Source organism: Lentzea albida (assembly GCF_900111005.1).
Lineage (GTDB): Bacteria > Actinomycetota > Actinomycetes > Mycobacteriales > Pseudonocardiaceae > Lentzea > Lentzea albida.
Map to the genome: position 1 here is coordinate 37,559 of NZ_FOFV01000009.1, position 22,104 is coordinate 59,662.

A 22,104-nucleotide genomic window follows, 5' to 3' on the forward strand; every position below is an offset into this window, starting at 1 on the left:
CAGACAGGCTCTAGGCTCACACGCCATGGCCAAGTACCTCGACGTCCACCCGGTCAACCCGCAGAAGCGCGCCATCGACCAGGCCGTGCGGATCCTGCAGGAGGACGGCCTGATCGCGTACCCGACCGACTCCTGCTACGCGCTCGGCTGCCGCCTGGGCAACAAGGACGGCATCGACCGCATCCGGGAGATCCGCAAGCTCGACGACAAGCACCACTTCACGCTGATGTGCGAGAACTTCGCCCAGCTCGGCCAGTTCGTCGTGGTGGACAACGCGGTGTTCCGCGCGGTGAAGGCCTCGACGCCGGGCAACTACACGTTCATCCTGCCCGCGACGAAGGAGGTGCCGCGCCGCATGATGCACCCGAAGAAGAAGACGGTGGGCGCGCGCATCCCGGACCACGTCGTCACGCAGGCGCTGCTCCAGGCGATGGGCGAGCCGCTGCTCACGAGCACGCTGTTGCTCCCCGACGAGGCCGAGCCGCTGATCGACGGGTGGGAGATCAAGGAACGCCTCGACCACGTGGTGGACGCGGTGATCGACTCCGGGGAGTGCGGCACCACGCCCACCACGGTGGTGGACTTCTCGAGCGGCGAGGCCGAGATCATCCGCTACGGCGCGGGCGACCCCGAGCGCTTCGAATAGCCCCGAGGGCCTAGGAGACGACCAGCGCGTAGTCGGCGTCGGTCGCGGCGGTCTCGGTGTGGCCGTCCACGTTGACGGCGGTCGCGACCACCTCGACCGTCCAGGTGCCCGCGGCCGCGGTCTGGAGCAGCACGTTCTCCACGGTGTCGACGGTGTTCGCGCTGCCGCCGGAGGTGGAGAAGTTGCCGGCCAGCAGGCCGTTGTTGCCCCAGTAGACGGTGCCGTTGGGGGCGGTGACCTTCAGCGACAGGTCGTTCACCGTGGCCTTGGCCGCGGTGGGCGAGCCGGCCGGGTCGGTGTAGGCCAGGGTCGCGCGCAGCGGCTGCTGGCCGTTGGACGTGAACGTGTACTTGCGCGACTGACCGGTCGTGAGCAGGTCGGTCTCGTTCACCAGCACCGGCAGCTTCCAGCCGCCCGCCTTCGCGCGGTCGTACAGGTTGCGCACGGACGCCGTGCCCCAGCCCTGATGGGTGCGGGTCTGGTCGTGCGTGGTGCCGCTGAACGTGAACTGGTTCGCGGTGTTGATCAGCAGCGCCTTCGCGGTCGCGGCGTGCGGGCGCGAGGCGAACACGTCACGGCCCTTGCCGGGGCCGCCGTCGAACACGCCGTCCGCCCACATCTGGAACATCAGGCCGGCGTTGCCGCAGGTGATCGGCGTGGCGCCGGACGTGCCGCCGAACGACGTGGTGTACGCGGTGTCGTTGGTGGACGTCGTGGTGTCGATGCGGTCGTAGTAGTTCGAGATCTCGGGCTTGATGCGGCCGTCGGCGGCGGGGCCGATCGACGCCCCGCCGTTCCACTTGTCGTCGGCGCGGTCGAGGGTGTTGTAGTGGTAGTGGCCGCCGACCGAGAGCACGTTCTTCGCCCACGCCTGCGGGCGCGAGCTGCGGGTGCCCGCGTTGCTCTGCGACTGGCAGATCAGGATGTCGTGGTCGAACACGATCCTGTCCATCTGCTGCGAGATCGAGTTGTACGCCGTGGTGAGCGAGTCGCCCCAGCTGTTGCTCTGGAACACCGCCCGGTACTGGCCGGACGGGTCGACGAGCTGCTGGGTGTGCGCGTAGCGGTCGCCGGAGCCGTAGATCGCGAAGATGCCCTGCGCCTCGGGCAGCAGGCCGCGGTGCGCGGACGAGACGCCGGACGCGAAGATCTGCCCGTACGTCGACGTGCCGTGCGAGGTGCTCGACGAGTTGCCGGTGTGCATCAGCGGCGGGCGAGCGCGGAACTCCTGGTGCGTGGTGCGCAGGCCGCCGTCCATCACCTCGCCCCGCACGCCCTGGCCCTTGTAGCCGCCGACGCTCTCGATGTAGTTGGCGCCGGAAGACTCGCGGGAGATCGCCATGTCGGTCTCGGGTGCCGACACCGGGTCGATCGCGATCACGGCGGGCAGTTTCGCGAGCTGCGCGACCTGGCCCGCGTCCAGGGTGGCCATGATGTGCTCACGGCTCGCGGAGACCTCGTTCACCTTGCCGCCCAAGGACTTCACCTTGGCGGCGACGGTGCGCTGGTCGCGTTCGTCCTGCTCGACCAGCGTGATCAGGTAGTTCGACGAACCGCCCAGGGCCATGACCCGCGGCTGGGCCTGGAACGGCGTCACCTGCCGCACGTAGCCCAGCTTCGAGACGCGCGCGGTGTCCGTCATGCGGGCGAGGTAGGTGCCGTCCTGGACGAACGCGCCGAGCCGAACGCCGAGACCCTCGAGCTGGTCGCGCTGGCTGTCGGACAGGGTGGCGCGGAACTGCAGCAGGTACGCGCCCTCGGCCGGGGCCGCGACGGCGGGCACGCCGCTGAGCAGCGAGAACACCGCGGCGACGCTCAATATTGTGCGCAGCACTGAGAAAACCTCCAACGGCAGGGGTGGCGGCGACCGGAGGGAGTCACTGCCCGTGACCAGCACGTTACCGGTTTCGAGGTGGCCGGGACATCAGTCGTTCGGCGGTGATCATCTTGCGGGACGGTGTAGAAGAATCCCCTCGCCCGCCGACATTCGCGTTCACCCGGATGGTGCATCCGGAGTAACGTCCGATCAGGTAAGCCCGACATGCCCGGCAAAGCATTTCCGCGCGGAGGACGGATGCCTGTCTCACCTGAGCAGCTGATGGAAGAGCTGCGCACCCTGTGCCGCGGGCGCGGTGTGCAGACTCCCGGTATCGACTTGCACGTCGGACCGGCGCTGCGCCAGGTGTGCGGCATCGTGGAGACGGACGGCGCGGAAGCGGTGCGCACGAAACTGCGCGACTGGGTGGCGAACGCGACGCGCGGATTCCCCGTCGAGGTCCGCAACGCCGTTCTGGCGCCGCTCGGCCTGCACGACGACGCCCAGTTCCGCTTCCTCAACGAACGCATCGAGTGGCTCGCGAAACAGCAGGACCGGGGCGCGCGCACGGTGCGCAGGAGGATGGACGCCGGGCTGCAGCGCCTGGTGGAAGTGGCGCTGCAGCCGGCTCCTTCGACGACGCACGTGGCGCCGTCGGAACTGTGGCACGTCAAGGAGTTCGACGCGCTGCTGAAGCTGGACGGTCCGACGCCCGCGTGCACGGAACGCCGGACCGTGGTGGCCGACACCGACGGTGTCAACGAGATCGCGTGGTCGATCACGATCCCCTCACCCACGCCCGACGGTGCTCCAGGTGACCTGGACGTGGAGGTGCTGCACGGGGTCGAGCTCATCGGCCACGAACGTCCGTCCCCTCGACGTTTCCTGATGAAGCTGCGGTTGCCGCGACCCCTCAACGCGGGACAAACGCACCAGTTCGCGCTCGAAGTGCGCGTGCCACGAGGACAGTCGATGCGTCCGACCTACGTGTTCTGGCCGGAGCGGATGTGCGAGTCGTTCCGGTTGCGCGTGCGGTTCGACCAGGACGACCTGCCGGCATCGGTGTGGCGCGTCGAGGAAGCCCTCGCGCGCGACACCGATGACCTGACGCCTTGGCCGCAGACGCTGCCGCTGGACGAGATCGGTGAGATCGACGTGCAGTTCCCACACCCTCGTCAGGGCCGCGGCTACGGCGTGCAGTGGACGCCACGCGGATAGCCGGAGACGTTCAGATCATCTCGATGCAGAAGTGCGGTTCCACGGCTGACACCTCCCTTTGACGGTCAGGGAGAACCGCAGCCCGAAAGACGGGTCAGATCACCGTCGCGATGAAGACGCTGCCGGCCATGAATCCCACGAAAAGGCAGATCGCGGCAACTTTCACAACGGTGGCGAGTGAGCAGATCATTCTCATCGAGAAATTCACCTTCTCATCTGACTGACTTTCGGCCTGTTGTTCTCGCCGATGCACCAAGAATGGCTTCCAGTCAGCCGGATGAGAATGGGTTTCCTGTTGCGTGCAGAATGAGGAAACCCTGAGCCAGCGTTATTTCTGGGTCGTGCGGCGCAACGCCATGACGAGCAGCGCGTGCGAACTGCCGGCGTGCGGGAGCATGCCCTGGCGGACCAGGTCGAGCGCGCGGCAGAACGGCATGGTCCGCACGCGCAGGTCGGCCTCACCGGGCTCGAGCGCCGGCTCGCCCTGGGTGAGGTCGGTGGCGAGGAAGATGTGGTCGACGTGGTTGCTCAGGCTGTCCGCGCCGTGGATCTGGCCGAGCCGCTCCCACCGGCCCGCCCGCAGCCCGGTCTCCTCCGCGAGCTCACGACGTGCCGCTGCCAGCGGATCGGCGTCCGCCTCGTCGACGGCGCCACCGGGCAACCGCCACTCCGTGCCGCCGTGCGTGTAGATCCACTGGCGGGTGAGGACGACCTCGTCGTCGTCCTGGATCGCGAGGACCGTGACGGACCCCGGCGCCACCACGTGGGTGTAGGTGCCGTGCCCGCCGTCGGGTCTGACGACGCTGTCGGAGCGCACCTCGAACCAACGCGACCGGTGCACCACGTTGGTCGCCAAGCGCTGCCAGACCATCACCACACCAGCCGCCTCGTCGGAGCGCGTCATCACCATGACTCACATGGAACCATCGCCGACCGCTCCAGTTGATCCCAGTTGATCGTCAATCACAGGCCAATTAATGGACATTCGGCTGGAGGCTCTTCCTCGGCGTCCACACTTCCGGGGGAGGGGGTGAAGCCGTGCCGCCCACGTTCGCCCAGGAGGTTCGCCGCCTGCGCAACGAGCGCGGGCTCTCGCTCAGCAAGATGACCGATCTCGTACCGTACAGCAAGGGACACCTCAGCAAGATCGAGAACGGTCAGGTTCACCCGAACCCCGAAATGGCGAGGCTCTTCGACAACGTCCTGAAGGCCGGCGGTCACCTGATCGAGCTGGCCGACGCGCCGGCCCGCCCGATCCCGAGCGACCACACGACGCTCCACACGTTCGACGCGATGTTCGACCACCACCGGGCACTCGGCCACCGCCTGAGCTCCGAGGTGGTGCTGCCGAGCCTGCGCCCCCAGGTCGACGTCCTCAGCTCCATGGCGCGCTCCGCCGACGACCCGGGTCTCGGCCGCGGCCTGTGGCTGCTCGCGGCCCGCTACGCCGAGTACGCGGGCTGGATGGAACAGGAACGGGGCGACGACGCCTCGGCCGCCGAGCTCACCAAACGCGCCGTGCAGTACGCCGCGAAGGGCGGTGACCCGGAACTGGGGTCCTGGGCGCATGTCCGCATGGCCGAGTTCGCCCTGTACCGCGGCGACGCCCACGCCACCGTCAGCTACGCGCGCCAGGCGGGCAAGTCCCGTTCGATCGCGGTGCAGGCGGCGGCCGCCCTGCGCGAGGCCCAGGGCTACGCCCTCGCCGGAGCCGCCGACCGCTGCCAGAACGCACTGGACCGCGCCGCGGAACTCCAGCGCGCCGCCAGCGAAACCCGTTACGGCACAACGAGTCTCATCGACCAGGTCGCCGTCGCCCGCGCCTGGTCGTTCCACGACCTGGGCCGCCACGCCGAGGCCGCCGCGATCCTCGACGCCCAGATGCCGCTGATCGCCCCGACCGCCCTGCGCGCCCGCACCCGCTTCGGCCTGCGCCGGGCCCTGGCCCACGCCGAGGCCGGGGAGGTGGACCACGCCTGCGAACTGGTCGCCGACCTGCTCGACGACATCCGTCAGGTGCGGTCGGCGACCGTCCACATTGACCTGACGGCGTTCAGCAGGTTGTTGTCGCGCCTGCGTCCCGCGGCGGGGCGGGAGGTCGCGCGCGAGATCGGCGAGATCCTGTTCGCCTAGACGGGCGGCTGGGCGTCCGTGCGATCGGGGGCATGCGGTGGCTCGGGCTGCTCAGGCGTCTTCAGATACCTGCTCGGGAAAGCAGGGGCAGCGATCTTTGCCCACACGAACAGGAACAGGATCGCGAAGACGAACGTGCACAGCCAGCCGAGGAAGACCTGGGGCCGTTCGTCCGGCTGCGCCTGCGAACGTCTTGGAATGTTGGCGGCGTACTCCTTGCCGATGTCAGACGGGTCGAGCCAGCCGGTCACGGTCGAAGTGTTGACGGTTCCGCTCTTGAACCGCCGTTCGATCGTGCACTCGTGGTAATAGCCGAAACCCCGCAGGGCCACGGGCCCCTTGCGTTCGCAGGACTTCGCCACCGCCACCATGTCTGCCTTGGCCAGGTCGCCGGGTTCGGCCTTGTCCCAGAAGAAGTTGAAGATCGTGGCGCCCAGCAGGTAGCCGAGGAGGGGAATGAGCAAGAAGGCGAAGACGCGGTGCAAGACCTTCATGAGTTCTTCTCGTCCTCTTCCTGCTTCTGCTTGAGCTGGCGCCAGTCGAGCCAGCCGCCGTTGTCCCAGACCTTGGCGACCTCCTTGCGGAACTCCTCACCCATGGCGGGGCCGATGTCTCTCGGCAGGCCGGTGACGCCGTCGACGACGACCTTCTTGGCGGCCTGGCCAGCCTCCGACATCATCTCACCGAAGTTGAACGCCCTCGTCTGGCGGGCGACATCCGCTGCCTGGCCCGCGCGCAACACCGTGACGAAGTCGTCCCCGCTCTTGGCCAGGTTCTTGCTCGCGTTGGCGAGGATGTCGTCGAGCTTCTTGAACAGACCGCCCGCCTTGCCGAACGCACTGGTCAGCTTGCGGCACCACTCGATGCACTTGTTCGCGTAGCGGACCGCAGTGGGCACGCATTCGGCGATGGCGCCGGCAACACCTGCGCCGAACGCCGCCATCGCAGGGGCCCAACGCAGGCAGATGCTGATCAGCTTGCCGACCGCCTCGGAGATGAGATCGCGCACGATGTCGCGGACGACCTTGAGGATCGTCCTGCAGATCGTGATCAAAATGCCCATGCCGCTGGCTGCGGTGCCGACGGCGCCGTAGGTGTCCGCGCGGTCGTGGCCGAACGTGCGGTAGGCGACCGAGTCGTCGCCGAGCCACTGCCCGGCGTCCTTGTCGACCACGCTCTTGAGGTCGGTGGATATCTCATCCATGTAGCTGCCGACGGACTGCCACGTCTGTGCCATGCCGTCCAGCGTCTGCTGGTCACCGGTCAGCCAGTCGAGCGGTTCCTTGAGGAAGCTGACGTGCTCGAACAACCAGCCGATACCCGCGCTCGCGAGGTACGCGAGCGGATCGGTGGCGAGTTTGGCGAAGTCGCCGGCAGCGCTCGCCACGTTCAGCAGACCCTCGGCCCAGTTGCCGTCGGCGAAGCCGTTGACGGCTTCGGTGGCATCGTGGAACATTCCCGCGCCTTCGGTGGCCGGGGTCTCAGAACCCTTGCGGATCAACGGGTTCGGGGCCGGTGCGGGCCCCACGCTCGGCGTGGTCATCAGTCCTCGACCTTGAAGCGATCGCGCTGCATCTCTTCGTTGTTCCTGACGTCCTCGCGCCACGCGAGCACACGCTTGTGGTGGTCGGTGGCGGCCTGAGCCGCCTCCTTCAGCACGTTCATGGCCATGTGCTGCGCGCCGAAGCAGATGGCCGCGAGCGGAATGCCGAGCAGTCCGAAAGCCTCGGAGTTCTCTGCCGAGTTGCCCGCGCCGAGGGCGGTGTTGATGCGCCCTCCGATCTCGCTGACCCGTCCGGCATGGCTTTCCATCTCGCCGAGGTCGATGCGGTAGTTCATCGGAGGAACCCTCCGTTGCTGAAGTCGTCGTCATCGTCGACCGGCCGGCGACGAGGTGGCTGAGGAGGCTGCTGCGGGCGAGCCGGAGGCGCTGGTGGTACGCCGTCGTCTTCAATGGCGCCAAGACGTCGCTCGGTCGGCGCCCATCCGCCACCGCCACCCGGCACGTACTGCTCGGCAGGGGGCGGTGGCTGGGCGCTGCGCAGCTTGTCCATCATCATGTGCATGGCCTCGGAGTCCGCGCCCATCAAGGGAGCCATGGCCTCTTGAACCGTGGCCGCAACCTTGCTCTGTGCGGCCTGCAAGGTGCGCAGGATGTCCTGCGCGACCGCCGTGCCGTCCTTGCGCTGGAGCGCCTGCCCGAGCTGTAGACCCACCAGGTTGCCGGCGTCGTTCACGGTCACCGTGATCTGCCCGTCCGGGCTGCGCTCGGTGATCTGCAGATGCGCGAGGTTCTCGCGGATGGCGTCGCTCTTGGCCTGAGCCTCCGCGAGCTTGCCCTCGTACTGGCTGAGCAGTTGGTCAGGGTCGATCACGCGTCCCCCAGGATCGCCTCGAACATCATGCGACCAGACGGTAGCGGAACAGGATGGACCACACGGGCTAATCGGCCTAGACCGCGGTCCGCCGCCCTTCCCGCTCCAGCGCCTCCGCCATCTCCACCCAGGCCTCCGCGACCCCGCGGGCCATGTCCGCCACCAGCTCCCGGCAGTGCGACGGCACCCCGGACACGACGCCCGCCCACTCCCCCGACGACACGGCGTGCGCCTCGAGCCACCGCAGCACCAGCCGCCCGTGCTCGTTGAACCTCAGCGACGGGTCGCGCCGCAGGATGGGCAGGGTGGCGTCGGGGTCGCGGGCCTCGGTGCGCCCGGAGGGCAGCACGGCCTCCGCGCGTTCGGCGGCGCGCATGCGCTCGGGTACCGGGTCGAGGCCCGCGCTCAGGCGCCGGCGCACGTCGCGGACCGTTCCCGGGGACACGCCGGCGGCGCGGGCGACGTCGCGCAGCGAGGCGTCCGGGCGTTCCTCGACGATCCTGCCCGCGAGTCTGCGGCCCGCGGCGGAGTTGACCGGCCTGACCTTGCCGTCGCGGCCGACCCTGATCGGGGCCTGGCCGCCCACGGCGCGCCTGAGCACGCCGACGGACTTGGCGGCGAGGCCCGTCGAGGCGGCGATGGCGCGGTCGGACCACTGCGGGTGCGACCGGAGCAGGCGGCGGGCGGCGGCCTCGCGGTCGGCGGTCGACAGGGTGGAGAGGTTCAGCGACACCGACAGGCCGAACAGGTCCTCCGCGGGTCCGTCGACGTACTCGACCTCGACGGACCGGCAGCCGCGCAGCGCCGCGGCCTTCAGGCGGTGGGTGCCGTCGACGACCTTCATCGTCGGGCGGTGCACCACGATCGGTGGCAGCTGGGCGCCGGACGACGCCAGTGAACGGATGAAGTCGTCGCTGCAGCCGCGCAGCCGCGGCGACTCGGCGGACCGCAGCGCGGTGATGTCTACGAGCATGCGAAATCAAGCCCCCCAGGCTGATGTCTCCGGAACCCCCAGGTGTCCGGACGACCACGCCAGGTTAGCTACTCGTTCAACGGGAGCGCCACTCGATCGCGGGACAGACGTCCATCACCATGCGCAGGCCGGCGTCCTTCGCGCGGGCGTACGCGGCGTCGTCCACCACGCCGAGCTGGAACCAGACGGCCTTCGCGCCGATGGCCACCGCCTCGTCGGCGAACTGACCGGCGTCCTCCGAGCGGCGGAACACGTCCACGACGTCGACTTCGAACGGGATGTCCGCGAGCGACGCGTAGCCCTGCTCGCCGTGCACGGTCTCGGCGGACGGGTGCACCGGCACGATCTTCTTGCCGCGCTGCTGCAGGAACCGGGCCACGCCGTGGGCCGCGCGGGACGGGTTGTCCGAGAGGCCCACGATGGCCCAGACCTGGCAGTTCCCGAGGATCCAGTCGACGTCTTCGCGCATGCCTTCAACACTAATCCTGTGACCCCGGTCACAATTGCCGCGCGCCGGTCGAAAGGCGGGGGTGCCCGATCGACGCCCCGGTAGAAACGCACCGGACACGAGCCAGAGGAGATCGACATGCGGTTCATGGTCATCGTCAAGGCCAACGAGGACACCGAGAACGGCGTGATGCCCACGACCGAGGAACTCGCCGCCATGGGCGACTACAACGAGGAGCTCGTCAAGGCCGGCGTGATGCTCGCGGGTGACGGCCTCTACCCGAGCGAGAAGGGCGCGCGCGTCCGGTTCGACGGCAAGGGCGCGACCACGGTCATCGACGGCCCGTTCACCGAGACCAAGGAACTGATCGCGGGCTTCTGGATCTGGGAGCTGCCGTCGCTGCAGGACGCCGTCGAGTGGCTGAAGAAGGCGCCGTTCGCCGAGGGCGAGGTCGAGATCCGGCAGGTCCACGGCCCCGAGGCGTTCGGTGACGCGCTGACGCCCGAGATCCAGGCGCAGGAGGACCGCATGCGCGAGCAGATCGCCGCGCAGCGGTCCTGAGTGGACGGTCAGCGACCGCGACGGGTCTTCCCGCGCTTGGCGGGCTGCTTCTTCTGGGCAGGCGCGGGACCCCGTCGCTGCTGGTGCTGCCGCGGCGCCTGCTTCTTCGCCGGTTCCGGCGCGGGGCCGCGGGTGCTGTTGACCGTGCGGCCGCGGACGATGCCGATGAGGTGCTCGACGAGTTCGGGGTTCTCGTCGCGGATCGGGAACGACAGCGCCACGCGGGACTGCGGTGCGTCGGTCAGCGGCACGTACTTCACGTCCTTGCGGTGGTGCAGCCGCGCGAGGGACTGCGGCACGACCAGCAGGCCGACACCCGCCGCCACGATCTGGACGGCGTCCACCGTGGTCTCCGGGCGCTCCACCGGCGGCTGACCGGGAACGGACTCCCACTCCAGCGCGTCGTCGAGCGGCTGCCACAGCACGTGCTCCGCCAGGTCCTCGAGGGACAGTTCGTCGGCCGCGGCGAACTCGTGGTCCTTGGGGAACACGACGACGCTCGTCTCGGTGTAGAGCGGGATCGCGTGCAGGTCCTCCCGGTCGCCGGGCAGGCGCAGCAGCGCCACGTCGGCCTCGCCGGAGCGCACCTTGGCGGCGGCTTCGGCGGCGGGTACCTGCACGAGGGTCAGCTCGGTCTCCGGCAGGCGGTCCTGCCAGACCCGCGCCCACTTGCCCGGCGTCACGCCTGGGACGTACGCGAGCGTGAACGATCCGGTCACGTGCTGAGGCTACCGGACGAGCCCGTTACCCTTTTCGCATGAAGTCGCAGCAGACCATGAAGCCCGCCACCGCCGCCAAGAAGCTCGGCGTGTACCTCGAGGCCACGCCCGAGGAGTTCCAGGCCGGCGTCGTGTCGCGCGACGAGCTGAACGAGCTGCAGGCCAACCCGCCGCAGTGGCTGGCGGACCTGCGCCGCAACGGCCCGCACCCCAAGCAGCTCATCGCGCAGAAGCTCGGCATCTCCTCGTCGGGCCTGGTGCGCGCCGGCATCACCGAGGCGCTCACCACCGAGCAGATCAACGCGCTCAAGGAGGAGAACCCCGAGTGGCTGGTGCGCGAGCGCGCCACCTACCAGGAGTTCAAGGCCGAGGAGGCACGCCTCGCGGAGAAGGCCCGCCTCGAGGAGCAGGAGAGCTAACCGAGCACGAACGGGATCTCGATCCCACCCAGTGCGGCGCGTTCCGGCCCGGTCGGGGCGCGCCGTCCTGTTCCCACGAGCAGCACGTCCACGTCGGACCACGTGGCGGGGAACGCTCCGGCGATCCGTTCGAGCGTCCTCCGGCACCGCGCGAGCGCTTGCGGCGGCGGTCCCTCCAGGTGCGGGAGGTGCGCGACCAGGTCCAGGTGGTGCAGCGTCCACTCCCACACGTACGCGCCCAGGTAGCCGGACGTGCACAGCACCATGTCCTGGGTGGTCACCTTGAGCGTCGGGTCGGCGAGCTGCGCCGCGCGCAATGCCGCCTGGCCGACGTCGTCGACGTGGTGCTTCAACATCCAGGGCTCGCCGTAGGCGGCGGCCAGCCGGACGGTCAGCGCGGCCAGCGGGTCGTCCTCCGCGGGCTCGTGCGAGACCTCCCAGTACGTCACCTCGTCGTGCGTGACGGCGTCGGCGGTGGGCGTCACCAGCGTGATCAGCACGTCCTGCGCGTCGATCACGAAGTGGCACACCAGGTCCCGCACCAGCCAGCCCTCGCACCCGGAAGGCCGGGCGAAGTCGTCGTCGGTGAGCTCGCCGACCGCTCTCAGGAGCGCCCCCAGCGCCTGCGAAAAAAGGTCCACAGCCGCAAACTACAAGGATCGAGGGCGGACTACCGGTTAGGTTGGTGGGCATGGGCAAGTCCCCGGCTGTGGAGCTCGAGGTGCGGGACCGCGTCGTGCGGATCTCCAACCCCGACCGCGTCTACTTCCCCGCGCGCGGGGAGACGAAGCTGGACCTCGCGCAGTACTACCTGTCCGTCGGCGACGGCATCGTCCGCGCGCTGCGGGAACGGCCGTGCATGCTGCACCGCTTCCCCGAGGGCGTCACGGGCGAGAAGGTGCACCAGAAACGACTGCCGAACGGCGCGCCGCCGTGGGTGCGGACCGTGCGCGTGCACTTCCCCCGCTACAACCGCCACGCGGACGAACTGTGCGTCACGCACGTCGCCGACGTGATCTGGGCGGTGCAGATGTCCACTGTGGAGTTCCACCCGTGGAACTCGCGCGCCGCCGACACCGAGAAGCCCGACGAGTGGCGCATCGACCTCGACCCCGGGCCGGACTGCACGTTCGACCGGGTGCGGCGGGTCGCGCTGGTGGTGCAGGAGGTGCTCGCCGAACTGGGCGCGACGGGGTTCCCGAAGACGTCCGGCTCGAAGGGACTGCACGTCTACGTGCGGATCAGGCCGGACCACGGTTTCGCCGACGTGCGCAAGGCCGCGCTGGCGTTCGCGCGCGAGGTCGAGCGCCGGGCGCCCGACGACGTCGAGACCACGTGGTGGCGCAAGGACCGCGACCCGAAGCTCGTCTTCGTGGACTACAACCAGAACGCGCGCGACCACACGATCGCCAGCGCCTACTCGGTGCGCGGCTTCCCCGAGGCGACGGTGTCGACGCCGATCCGCTGGGACGAGGTCCCGGACGTCGACCCGCGGGACTTCACCATCGCCACCGTGCCGAAGCGCTACGCCGAACTGGGCGACCTGCACGCCGGCATCGACGACGCGGTGTGGTCGATCGAGCCGCTGCTGGAGTGGGCCGCCCGCGACGAACTCGAGGTCCCGGATGAGCAGTAGCCCGATCAAGTTCTCCTCGCTCGACCAGCCGCTGTTCGGTGGTGCGCTGAAGGGCGACCTGGTGGAGTACCTGGAGTTCGTGGCGGACAGGTTCGTGCCGGTGCTCGCCGGACGGCAACTCTCGGTGTGGCGCGTCCTGCGCGGCCAGGACCCGTTCATGCAGAAGAACGTCCCGAAGTACACGCCGTCGTTCGTCCGCACGGTCGAGGTGTGGGCGGAGGCGTCGCACCGCAAGATCAGGTACGCGGTCTGCGACGACGAGCGGACGCTGATGTGGTTCGCGAACCAGCGCGCCGTCGAGTACCACGTGCCGCTCTACCTCGGCGACCACTTCGGCGAGGACCACGTGCAGACCCACATGGTGCTCGACGTCGACCCGCCCGAGGGCGCCGGCTTCGACGTCGTGGTCGGCTCCGCGCTGCTGATCAGGCAGGCGCTGGCCGACGCGGGCCTGGAGGGTCTGGTGAAGACCAGCGGCGCCAAGGGGGTGCACATCTTCGTGCCGCTGCGGGAGCACTCCCCCGACGACGTGGCCGCGGCGACGCGCGCGGTGGCCGCACGGGCCGAGAAGCTCGACCCGTCGCTGGCCACCACCGCCTACATCAAGGACGAGCGCGAGGGGAAGGTCTTCCTCGACTCGACGCGCGCCTGGGGCGCCACGGTCGTCGCCGCCTACAGCCCCCGCCTGCGCGAGGGCCTGCCGATCTCGTTCCCCGTCCCGTGGGAGTCGCTGGAGGACGTGCAGCCTTCCGACTTCACCATCAGGACGCGCTTCGACGGCGACCCGTGGACCTCGCTGATGCCCGCGCCGCAACGCCTGCCCGACGACCTCGTCGCCGAGGGCCACACCATCCCCGTCGCCCGCGTGGCCGCGATGCACGAGGGCAAGCGCCGCAAGGCTCAGCGCGAGCGCGAGAAGTAGGCGACGAGCGCGGCCACCAACGGCAACGTCACGTGCGCGACGCCGGTGAACGACGGGTCGTGCCCGGTCACGTAGTCGCTCGCCCGGACCAGCAGTCCGGCCGCGACGGCGGCGTACGCGGCGAACGCGGCCGTGCCGGTGGTGAGCACCGCGATCAGCGGGACCACGACCAGGCCGGCCAGGCTCGCGTGCGTGACGAACGGCGGGACCTCCGCGTTCAGGGTGAGGACCACGTCCAGCAGGAGCAGGGCCGGGGCGATCGCGGCGGGCCAGTGCCGGTCGCGCCAGACGCGGTAGCCGGCGAGGGCGACCAGCGCGGCCGCGGTGGCGAAGTAGGTGAACTCCTCGCCGTCGTCGTCGATCGGCGTCAGGTCGGTGGCCATCGCCGCGACCACGAAGACGCCCAGCGCGCCGAGCCCGCCGCCGGCGAGCGCCAGCCACGACGGGGTCGTGGTGGCGGCGACGGCCAGCACGACGGCGGCCAGCGCGTACGGGATCCAGCTGTAGATCTCACCGCCGCTGAGCAGTCCGGTGGTGCCGGCGAGCAGGCCGAGCGCGGCGCCCGGGACCCACGGGTGGTCGCGGCAGGTGATCACGAACAGGGCCGCCGCCAGGGCCCACGGCCAGATCGCGATGAAGACGGACGTGGTGAGGCTGGCCTCGCCCAGGGCCCGGAGGTTGCTGCCGGGGATCGTCATCAGGGCGATGACGAGGAGGACGAGGGCGAGGCCCCCGGCGAGGCGGGGCAGGACGGCGAGCGCTTGCGCTGGGGTGGACGCGTGGTCCGGGGTGGACGCGCGGTCCGAGGTGGACGCGCGGTCCGAAGTGGACGCGCGGTCCGAGGTGGACGCGCGGTCTGCGGCGGAGGATGGTGGCGCGGGTTTCGCGACCAACGGCTTCGGCGCGGCGCGGTCGACGGCCGGCCGCTGGGGTTCCGGGGGTTTCGGTTCCTCCGGCTTCCGCCTGATCTGCGAGGTGGGCGCGGGTGCCGTGACCGCCTTCGGTTTCTCCCCGGCCGGCACGGACCCCGTCGTCACCTTGGCCGCCGGGGCGGGCTTCTCCCCCAGCGCCTCCCTCGCCGCCGCGGCCACCATCCGGCTGTCGTCGTCCACCAGCCGCCGCAACGCGAGCCGGGCCGCCAGCACCCGCCCCTCGTGCGCCACCGACAGCATCCGCCGCAGCTCCGGAACCGCCCCCGCGCGCACCCCCGGCAGCGAGTGGTCGATGGCGTCCTGCAGTTCCGACGGCAGCGCGGCCGGCACCGACACCGGACGGGCGCGGCGGGCTATGCGCAGGTCTCCCCGCACGTCCAGCATCCACTTGCCGGGCGTCTGGTGCGGCGTCACGCGGCGCACGCGGTCGTAGACGTACTCGTAGAGCTCGTCGAGACCCACGTGGCCGTCCTGGTCGCGGTCGGCGTCGCCCGACTCGAGGCCCTCGACCAGGGCCGAGGTGAAGACGGACGGTTCCGCCTCGGAGGTGTCCGCGACCGACGCGCCCTCGAAGGCGTACTCCATGGCCGACGAGGCCGTGATGACGGCGCGGCCGCTGCCGCCGAACTGTTCTTCCAGGTCCACCGCACCGCCCGCGCGGGCGACCATGCCGCGGCCGAAGGCGCCGGAGTAGCAGCAGTCCAGGAGCAGCACGACGCGGCGGGAGCGGGAGCGGTTCATGCGGCGGGCGACGAAGTCCGCGGACACGGCGGTGCCCGCCAGGCGGGCGAGCTTGGTGCTGGAGGTGGCGAAGTGCAGCTCGCCGGCCTCGTCCTTCACGCCGTGGCCCGAGAAGTGCAGGACGAGGAGGTCGTCCGGTTCCCGGTCGGCGAAGAAGTCCTCGACGGCCTCGTTCACCTCGGCGGCCGGGGTGTTGATCAGAGTGCGCACGTGGAACCCGCCGATGCGCGGGTCCGCGAGCACCTCGCCCAGGCGGGCGGCGTCGTGGGCCGGGGCGCGCAACGACGACAGGCCCGGGTCGGTGAACTCGTGGCTCGCGATGATCAGGGCGTAGCGGTGCAGGTGCCGGCCGAGCCACTCGGAGCGGTGCGCGAGCTCCGCTTCCGTGGGGGCGCCGGTGAGCTCCAGGGGCTCGCCGTCCGCCTCGACCGTCACGGACCGGTCGCGGCGCTGGCCCAGCCACGCCGACACGGCGTTGATGACCGCGGCCAGGACCGTGGACGACGAGATCGTGGTCAGCAGGGTGCCGAGCTCGGCGATGTCGACGCTCTTGGCGCCCGCGGGCACCTCACCGGGAACGGCGGCGACCGCGACGAGTTCCCGCAGCTCGGTTTCCAGGAACGCGGTGAGCTGCTCGATGCGCTCGTCGTCCGCGCCGTCCTCGTGCACGCGCAGTGTGACCTCGGTCATAGCGGCCTCCTACCGAGGGAGGTCGCTCGCCGCGCGAAAACATTACGAGGGATCTGACCCGCGGAACGCGCCCCACCACAGACCCAGCACCGCGGCGACCACGGTGGCCGTGATCCAGCCGGTGAACCCGCTGCCGTCGAGGTAGGCCCAGAACAGGCCGACGATCGGCGCGGGCACCAGGAACACCGCGTCGACCCGCAGCTGGGCGCCGAGGCCACGCGGGGCGCGCGTCTCCGGGTCGGGCCGCACGGGGTTGTCGAGACGGCGGCCGCGCGGGTGCTTCGTCACCGCCCGGCCGGACGGGTACACGGTCACGCCGTCGACCACCGCGACACGGCCCCCGCGCAGCTCGACGTCCACGGGCGACGGCAGCGTCACGAGCACGGGGTCGTAGTAGACGGGCAGCCAGCGCTCGACCGGTCCGTCGATCTCGAGCCACGACCGGACCATCAGGCCGGACTGCAACCGGATCCGCCGCACCGAGACCGTCACGGCAGGAGCGCGTGCCGAGCGCACCGCGAGCAGCACCCGCACCGCACCGGCGAGCAGCACCAGCACCGCCACGGCGATGGAGAACGTCACGCCGCCCAGCGCCCGGTCGGTCTCGAGGAACAGGTCCGAGCCCGGAATCACGGCACGCGACGGGTCGGCGGGGTCGAACGCGATCTGCGTCTGCTTGCCCACGACCCGGTCGCCGTTCTCGTACGCCACGCGGGCGCTCCCGGTCGGCCAGCGCACCTCGACCGCACCGTCCGCGAAGGACACGACCTCACCCGTGGCGCGGGCGGTGAGCGATGTCAGCGTCGCACGCGAGTCCGAATAGGACAGCCACGAGAACAACGCGACCACGAAGCACACGACCAGCACGACCGCCGTGGCGAGCAGACCGTGGCGCAACGCACGAACCCGGGAACGCAGCAAGACGAGCTCCAAACAGAAGGAAACGGCCCGGCGGAGAGACCCGCCGGGCCGTTCACGACACTGGCTACATCAGGAGGTGAAGCCCATGTTGATGTAGTCGTACGGACGGTTCGCGAACGCCACGGCGCCCATGTTGGCGACGTTGCTCTTGATCGCGACCGCGCCCGGGATCTGGTACAGCGGCAGCTGCGCGCCGAGCTCCCAGATCTTCTTGTCGGCCTCGTTCGCGATCTCGAGGCGCTTGGTGTCGTCGAGCTCGCCGTTGGCCTGCTCCAGGAGCTTGTTGACCTCGTCCGAACCGATGCGACCGTAGTTCTGGTTGGTGCTGTTCGGGTCGTACCCGTAGATGCCCTTGCTGTCCGAGATCGGCAGGGCGGAGGCCAGCCAGCGGAACGTGGTGATGTCGAAGTTGCCGACGTTCACGTACTGCTTGAAGAAGTCGGCGGACGGCACGGCCTGGATGTCGACCTTGACGCCGACCTCCTTGAGCTGCGACTGCACGAGCTTCGAGATCTGGTCCGAGGTCGGGTTCGGGGTCGGGATCACGTAGCGGATCACGAGCTCCTTGCCGTCCTTCTTGCGGGTCTCGCCCTCGAGCTTCCAGCCGGCCGCGTCGAGCTCCTTCTTCGCGGCTTCCTTGTCGTACGACGCCACGGACGAGTTGTCCTTGTAGCCGGCCGAGCCGAGCAGGAAGAAGTGGTTACCGGTGACCTGGGCGTCGCCCTTGATCATCTGGCCGAGGAGGGCCTTGGCGATCGTCTTGGTGTCGACACCGCGCTGCAGCGCGACGCGGACCTTCGGGTCCTCGAGGATCGCGCCCTTCGCACCGTTGAACGTGATGTGCGAGTAGTCCGGCGTGATCGCCTGGCGGATCGTCACGCCCTGCATCGACTGCGCACGCGTGAACAGGTCGATGCTGGAGCCGATCTCGAAGAAGTCGATCTGGCCGTTGGCGAGCGCGTCCGCGAGCGCGGGGCGGTCGACCTGGCGGAACGTGATCTTCTCGAGCTTCGGCTTCGGGCCCCACCACGCCGGGTCCTGGACCACGGTCACGAGCTTGGCGGTGCGGTCGATCGTGCCGATCTTGAACGGACCGGCGGTGATCTTCGGGGCGTCGGCCCAGCCCTTGTTGAACTCGTCGGCCGTGGCGGTCAGCGCGGCCGGGTAGAGGGGCGTGAAGAGGCCCTTCCACTCGGCGAACTTCTTCTTGAACGTGACCTTCACGTCCTGGTCGGTCGCGCCCTTCTCGACCTTCTCGATGTCCTCGTACCCGGTGGTGCTCGCGACCTCGAACGCCTTGTCGGTCCCGTTCAGGGCCTTCCACATGCCCTCGAAGTCCTTGTAGGACAGCGCGGTGCCGTCCGACCACTTGGCCTTCGGGTTGATCTTGAACTCGAGAACCTGCGGGTCGTTCGAAGCGAGCTTCGCGTCGTCGAGGACGTCCTTGTTGACCTCGATCGTCGCGTCGGCCTTCTGCTTGAACAGGTTCGGCATCACCGTGTCGATCATGCGGCGGCCGTCGGCGTTGGTGCCGTCGAGCTGGTTGTAGTTCCAGTTGTCCGGCAACTGGTCGACCGGCCAGCGGAACTCGCCGCCGTCCTTGACCTTCGACGCGTCCTGCGGGTTGACGTCCGCCTGGCCGATCGTGTTGTCCGCGCCCTTGAGGCCGGAGTTGCCGCCGTTGTTGCTGGGCCCCCCACACGCGGTAAGCGTGAGGACGACCGCGGCCAGCGCGGACACTCCCACCGTGGTACGTCGACTCACTGTCGTGAACCTCCCTCGTGCCCGGACACCAGTTGCCGGGGACACTGTTCCTTCGTAGGTCTTCTGAGGCGACGGATGCATCAGAGGACCTGACGGATCTGGGCGAAGTGGCAGGCGGCCTCGTGGTCGGGGGCCTGGACCTCGCGCGGCGGTTCCACCTCGATGCACTGGCGCTGCTTCTCGGGCGGCAGCTGCGCGTGCAGGAAGCAGCGCGTGCGGAAGCGGCAGCCGGACGGCGGGTTCGCCGGGCTCGGCAGGTCGCCGGTGAGGATGATCCTCTCCCGCTGGCGCTCCTTGACGGGGTCGGGGATCGGGATCGCCGACAGCAGGGCCTGCGTGTACGGGTGGCGCGGCGCCTCGAAGACCGAGTCCACCTCGCCGATCTCGATGATCTTCCCGAGGTACATCACGGCCACCCTGTCCGCGATGTGGCGCACCACCGACAGGTCGTGGGCCACGAACAGGTAGGCCAGGCCCAGCTTGGACTTGAGCTCCTCCAGGAGGTTGATGACACCCGCCTGGATGGAGACGTCCAGCGCCGACACCGGCTCGTCGAGCACGACGAGCTTCGGTTCGAGCGCGAGCGCCCGCGCGATGCCGATGCGCTGGCGCTGACCGCCGGAGAACTCGCCGGGGTAGCGCGACAGCTGCTCGGGACGCAGGCCGACGAGCCGCATCAGCTCCGGCACGCGCCGGTTGATCTCGTCCTTCGAGTAGCCGTGCACCTGCATCGGCTCGGCGATGCAGTCGTTGATCGTGAGCCGCGGGTCGAGCGACGCCATCGGGTCCTGGAACACGACGGACATGTCGCGGCGGATCTCGAAGCGGCGCTTGTTGTCCACATCGGACACGTTCGTGCCCAGCACGGAGATCTCGCCGCCCATGGGCTTCTGCAGGCCGAGGATCTCCATCAGCGTCGTGGTCTTGCCGCAGCCCGACTCGCCGACGAGGCCCAGGGTCTCGCCCTCGCGGACGTCGAACGAGATGCCCGCGACCGCGTGCACGGTGCCGACGCGGCGCTTGAACACCACGCCCTTGTTGACCGGGTACTCCTTGACGAGCTGGTCGAGCTCCAGCACGACCTCGCGCTGCTCGCGCGGGATCTTCGCGACCTCGGGCTCGTCCGCGACCTCGGCGCCGAAGATCTCGACGGCGGCCTCGGCGCCCTCGCCGTCCGCCGCCGCGATCTCGTTGGTGCGGATGCAGGCGGCGGCGTGCTCGAGCGATCCGTCGACGTCCACCAGCGGCGGCTCGGCGGTGTGGCAGGCGTCGACGACCATCGGGCAGCGCGGCGCGAACGGGCAGCCCGGGGGCAGGTCCGTGAGCGACGGCGGGTTGCCCTTGATCGGCACGAGCGCCTGCTTCTCGCTCACGTCGAGACGCGGGATCGAGCCGAGCAGACCGAGCGTGTACGGCATGCGCGGCTGCTGGTAGATGTCGTCGACCTTGCCCTTTTCCACGGCACGGCCCGCGTACATGACCATCAGGCGGTCCGCGAACCCGGCGACGACGCCGAGGTCGTGGGTGATGATCACGATGCCCGCGCCGGTGACCTCCTGCGCGGTCTCCAGCAACTGGAGCACCTGCGCCTGCACCGTCACGTCGAGCGCGGTGGTCGGCTCGTCGGCGATGATCAGGTCGGGGTCGTTGGCGATCGCCATCGCGATCACCGCGCGCTGCCGCATGCCGCCGGAGAACTCGTGCGGGAACGCCTTGGCGCGCTCGGCGGCGTTCGGGATGCCGACGAGGTCGAGGAGTTCGACCGCGCGCTTGGCCGCAGCGGACTTGGACACCTTGCGGTGCACCAGGATCGCCTCGGCGATCTGGTCGCCGACGGTGTAGACCGGCGTCAGCGCGGACAGCGGGTCCTGGAACACCATCGAGATGCGGCGGCCGCGGATCCGCGACAGCTCGGTGTCGCTCTGGCCGATCAGCTCACGGCCCTGGAACTTGATGGAACCGGTGATGCGCGCCGAGTTCGGCAGCAGGCCCATGACCGCGAGCGACGAGACGGACTTGCCGGAACCGGACTCGCCGACGATGCCGAGGACCTCACCGGGCGAGACGTGGTAGCTCAGGCCGCGCACGGCCCGCACGCGGCCCGCCTCGCTCGGGAAGGACACGTGGAGGTCGTCGACCTGCAGGACCGGACCCTCGACGACGCGGTCGGCCGGAGTGTCGAACTGGAGCTCCGAGGTGGTCATCAGGCGGCCTTCTCCTTGGTGTCCTTCTTCTCCTTGCGGCGCACGCGCGTGGAGGTGGGGTCGAGCGCGTCGCGGAGCCCGTCGCCGACCCAGTTCACCGCCAGCACGAACACGACGAGGAAGCCCGCCGGGAACAGGAACAGCCACGGGAAGGTCGTCGCGGACTCGGCGTTGAGGCCGATCAGGGTGCCGAGCGAGACGTCGGGCGACTGCACGCCGAACCCGAAGTAGCTCAGGCCCGTCTCGGCGAGCACGGCCGAACCGACGTTGATGGTCGCGTCGATGATGAGCAGCGACGCCATGTTCGGCACGATGTGCTTGGCGATGATCTTGCGCGCCGGCTGGCCCATGAACTTGGCCGCCTTGACGAACTCGCGCTCCTTCAGCGTCAGCGTCATGCCGCGGACGATGCGGGCGGTGATCATCCATTGGAACGCCGCGAGCATCAGCACCAGCAGGAACCACGACTTGCCGCGGAACCACGGGCTCAGGATCGCGATGATCAGGAACGACGGCAGCACCAGCAGCAGGTCGACGACCCACATGAGCGCCTTGTCGGCCACGCCGAGGAAGTAGCCCGCCGCCGCGCCGACGATCGCGGCCACGGTGGTCGAGATCAGCGCCACGAGCAGGCCGATGATCAGCGACTTCTGCAGGCCGCGCATGGTCAGCGCGAACATGTCGGTACCGATCTTGTCGGTGCCGAAGATGTGCTCGGAGTACGGGGGCTCCAGGAACGCGGTGTAGTCCTGCTGGTCGTAGCTCCACTTCGTCAGGAAGGGGCCCACGAACGCCATCAGGTACATCGCGACGATCAGCACGAGGCCGACCAGCGCCAGCTTGTTGCGGGCGAAGCGGATCAGCACGAGCCTGCCGCGCGTCATCGCCTTGCCCGGTTCGGGCGCCGCGTCCACGGGGCTGCCGGAGGCGGCGCCGGTGGTTCCCGCGGAGTCGCCCTCGTTGAGGATCACGGTCACGTCGTCGTC

General features: G+C 69.6%; 22 protein-coding genes. 7 read left to right on the plus strand and 15 right to left on the minus strand.

The window, feature by feature from the left end:
* The first annotated feature begins 25 nt into the window (after nt 1-25).
* On the plus strand, nt 26-646 hold the full coding sequence (locus BMY74_RS22695; RefSeq protein ID WP_089919225.1) for an L-threonylcarbamoyladenylate synthase: 621 nt from the start codon (nt 26-28) through the stop codon (nt 644-646).
* Nucleotides 647-656: 10 nt separating this feature from the next.
* Here the strand turns inward: BMY74_RS22695 and BMY74_RS22700 are convergent, their stop codons facing one another.
* Nucleotides 657-2,480: a S8 family serine peptidase gene (locus tag BMY74_RS22700; RefSeq protein WP_245786301.1), complete on the minus strand. Its 1,824-nt coding sequence runs from the start codon at nt 2,478-2,480 to the stop codon at nt 657-659.
* Nucleotides 2,481-2,720: 240 nt separating this feature from the next.
* Here BMY74_RS22700 and BMY74_RS22705 point away from each other — a divergent pair, with 240 nt between their 5' ends.
* A complete protein-coding gene (locus BMY74_RS22705) occupies nt 2,721-3,680 on the plus strand; it encodes a hypothetical protein (RefSeq protein WP_143091667.1) in 960 nt (319 codons plus the stop codon).
* A gap of 328 nt (nt 3,681-4,008) precedes the next feature.
* Here BMY74_RS22705 and BMY74_RS22710 read toward each other — a convergent pair whose 3' ends face one another.
* Complete coding sequence (locus BMY74_RS22710) at nt 4,009-4,590, minus strand: NUDIX domain-containing protein (protein ID WP_245786302.1); 582 nt, start codon at nt 4,588-4,590, stop codon at nt 4,009-4,011.
* 128 nt (nt 4,591-4,718) lie between these two features.
* Here BMY74_RS22710 and BMY74_RS22715 point away from each other — a divergent pair, with 128 nt between their 5' ends.
* On the plus strand, nt 4,719-5,813 hold the full coding sequence (locus BMY74_RS22715; RefSeq protein ID WP_089919229.1) for a helix-turn-helix transcriptional regulator: 1,095 nt from the start codon (nt 4,719-4,721) through the stop codon (nt 5,811-5,813).
* Here the strand turns inward: BMY74_RS22715 and BMY74_RS22720 are convergent.
* From BMY74_RS22720 to BMY74_RS22745, 6 genes are all read right to left on the minus strand, one after another.
* Nucleotides 5,810-6,307: a DUF6346 domain-containing protein gene (locus BMY74_RS22720; protein ID WP_089919230.1), complete on the minus strand. Its 498-nt coding sequence runs from the start codon at nt 6,305-6,307 to the stop codon at nt 5,810-5,812. The two genes, BMY74_RS22715 and BMY74_RS22720, sit on opposite strands and share 4 nt — an antisense overlap.
* The gene (locus BMY74_RS22725) at nt 6,304-7,356 is read right to left on the minus strand and encodes a hypothetical protein (protein WP_089919233.1); all 1,053 of its coding nucleotides are present in this window, start codon (nt 7,354-7,356) and stop codon (nt 6,304-6,306) included. The genes BMY74_RS22720 and BMY74_RS22725 overlap by 4 nt, the downstream gene beginning before the upstream one ends.
* A complete protein-coding gene (locus BMY74_RS22730) occupies nt 7,356-7,652 on the minus strand; it encodes a hypothetical protein (protein WP_089919236.1) in 297 nt (98 codons plus the stop codon). The genes BMY74_RS22725 and BMY74_RS22730 overlap by 1 nt, the downstream gene beginning before the upstream one ends.
* Complete coding sequence (locus BMY74_RS22735) at nt 7,649-8,188, minus strand: YbaB/EbfC family nucleoid-associated protein (protein WP_177229869.1); 540 nt, start codon at nt 8,186-8,188, stop codon at nt 7,649-7,651. Before BMY74_RS22735 ends, BMY74_RS22730 begins: the two co-directional genes overlap by 4 nt.
* Nucleotides 8,189-8,264: 76 nt before the next feature.
* Nucleotides 8,265-9,161 (minus strand): ParB/RepB/Spo0J family partition protein, encoded by an 897-nt coding sequence (locus tag BMY74_RS22740; protein ID WP_089919240.1) that lies wholly within the window; start codon nt 9,159-9,161, stop codon nt 8,265-8,267.
* A 76-nt stretch (nt 9,162-9,237) separates the two neighbouring features.
* Nucleotides 9,238-9,630, minus strand: coding sequence for a CoA-binding protein (locus tag BMY74_RS22745; RefSeq protein WP_089919242.1), 393 nt, complete (start codon nt 9,628-9,630; stop codon nt 9,238-9,240).
* A gap of 117 nt (nt 9,631-9,747) precedes the next feature.
* On the opposite strand from BMY74_RS22745, the gene BMY74_RS22750 reads away from it, so the two are divergent.
* Complete coding sequence (locus BMY74_RS22750; protein ID WP_089919244.1) at nt 9,748-10,170, plus strand: YciI family protein; 423 nt, start codon at nt 9,748-9,750, stop codon at nt 10,168-10,170.
* A gap of 8 nt (nt 10,171-10,178) precedes the next feature.
* Here the strand turns inward: BMY74_RS22750 and BMY74_RS22755 are convergent, their stop codons facing one another.
* Nucleotides 10,179-10,889 carry a LysR family transcriptional regulator substrate-binding protein gene (locus BMY74_RS22755; protein WP_089919246.1) on the minus strand — a complete coding sequence of 237 codons (711 nt, stop codon included), beginning with the start codon at nt 10,887-10,889 and terminating at the stop codon, nt 10,179-10,181.
* 56 nt (nt 10,890-10,945) lie between these two features.
* Here BMY74_RS22755 and BMY74_RS22760 point away from each other — a divergent pair, with 56 nt between their 5' ends.
* Nucleotides 10,946-11,308, plus strand: coding sequence for a DUF5997 family protein (locus BMY74_RS22760; protein ID WP_218159714.1), 363 nt, complete (start codon nt 10,946-10,948; stop codon nt 11,306-11,308).
* Here BMY74_RS22760 and BMY74_RS22765 read toward each other — a convergent pair.
* A complete protein-coding gene (locus BMY74_RS22765) occupies nt 11,305-11,949 on the minus strand; it encodes a maleylpyruvate isomerase N-terminal domain-containing protein (RefSeq protein WP_089919251.1) in 645 nt (214 codons plus the stop codon). The two genes, BMY74_RS22760 and BMY74_RS22765, sit on opposite strands and share 4 nt — an antisense overlap.
* A gap of 50 nt (nt 11,950-11,999) precedes the next feature.
* On the opposite strand from BMY74_RS22765, the gene ligD reads away from it, so the two are divergent.
* Together ligD and BMY74_RS22775 are read left to right on the plus strand one after the other, a co-directional pair.
* Entirely contained in the window at nt 12,000-12,944 is a 945-nt protein-coding gene (ligD, locus tag BMY74_RS22770) for a non-homologous end-joining DNA ligase (RefSeq protein WP_089919253.1), read from the plus strand.
* Entirely contained in the window at nt 12,934-13,866 is a 933-nt protein-coding gene (locus BMY74_RS22775) for a DNA polymerase domain-containing protein (protein ID WP_089919255.1), read from the plus strand. The genes ligD and BMY74_RS22775 overlap by 11 nt, the downstream gene beginning before the upstream one ends.
* Here BMY74_RS22775 and BMY74_RS22780 read toward each other — a convergent pair.
* The 5 genes from BMY74_RS22780 to BMY74_RS22800 form a co-directional block, all read right to left on the minus strand.
* The gene (locus tag BMY74_RS22780; protein WP_089919256.1) at nt 13,845-16,229 is read right to left on the minus strand and encodes a caspase family protein; all 2,385 of its coding nucleotides are present in this window, start codon (nt 16,227-16,229) and stop codon (nt 13,845-13,847) included. The two genes, BMY74_RS22775 and BMY74_RS22780, sit on opposite strands and share 22 nt — an antisense overlap.
* A gap of 42 nt (nt 16,230-16,271) precedes the next feature.
* Entirely contained in the window at nt 16,272-17,150 is an 879-nt protein-coding gene (locus BMY74_RS22785; RefSeq protein ID WP_143091668.1) for a hypothetical protein, read from the minus strand.
* Nucleotides 17,151-17,219: 69 nt separating this feature from the next.
* Nucleotides 17,220-18,914: an ABC transporter family substrate-binding protein gene (locus BMY74_RS22790; RefSeq protein WP_245786303.1), complete on the minus strand. Its 1,695-nt coding sequence runs from the start codon at nt 18,912-18,914 to the stop codon at nt 17,220-17,222.
* Nucleotides 18,915-18,994: 80 nt separating this feature from the next.
* Complete coding sequence (locus BMY74_RS22795) at nt 18,995-21,118, minus strand: dipeptide ABC transporter ATP-binding protein (RefSeq protein WP_089919262.1); 2,124 nt, start codon at nt 21,116-21,118, stop codon at nt 18,995-18,997.
* Nucleotides 21,118-22,095 (minus strand): ABC transporter permease, encoded by a 978-nt coding sequence (locus BMY74_RS22800; RefSeq protein WP_218159699.1) that lies wholly within the window; start codon nt 22,093-22,095, stop codon nt 21,118-21,120. The genes BMY74_RS22795 and BMY74_RS22800 overlap by 1 nt, the downstream gene beginning before the upstream one ends.
* Nucleotides 22,096-22,104: the final 9 nt, after the last annotated feature.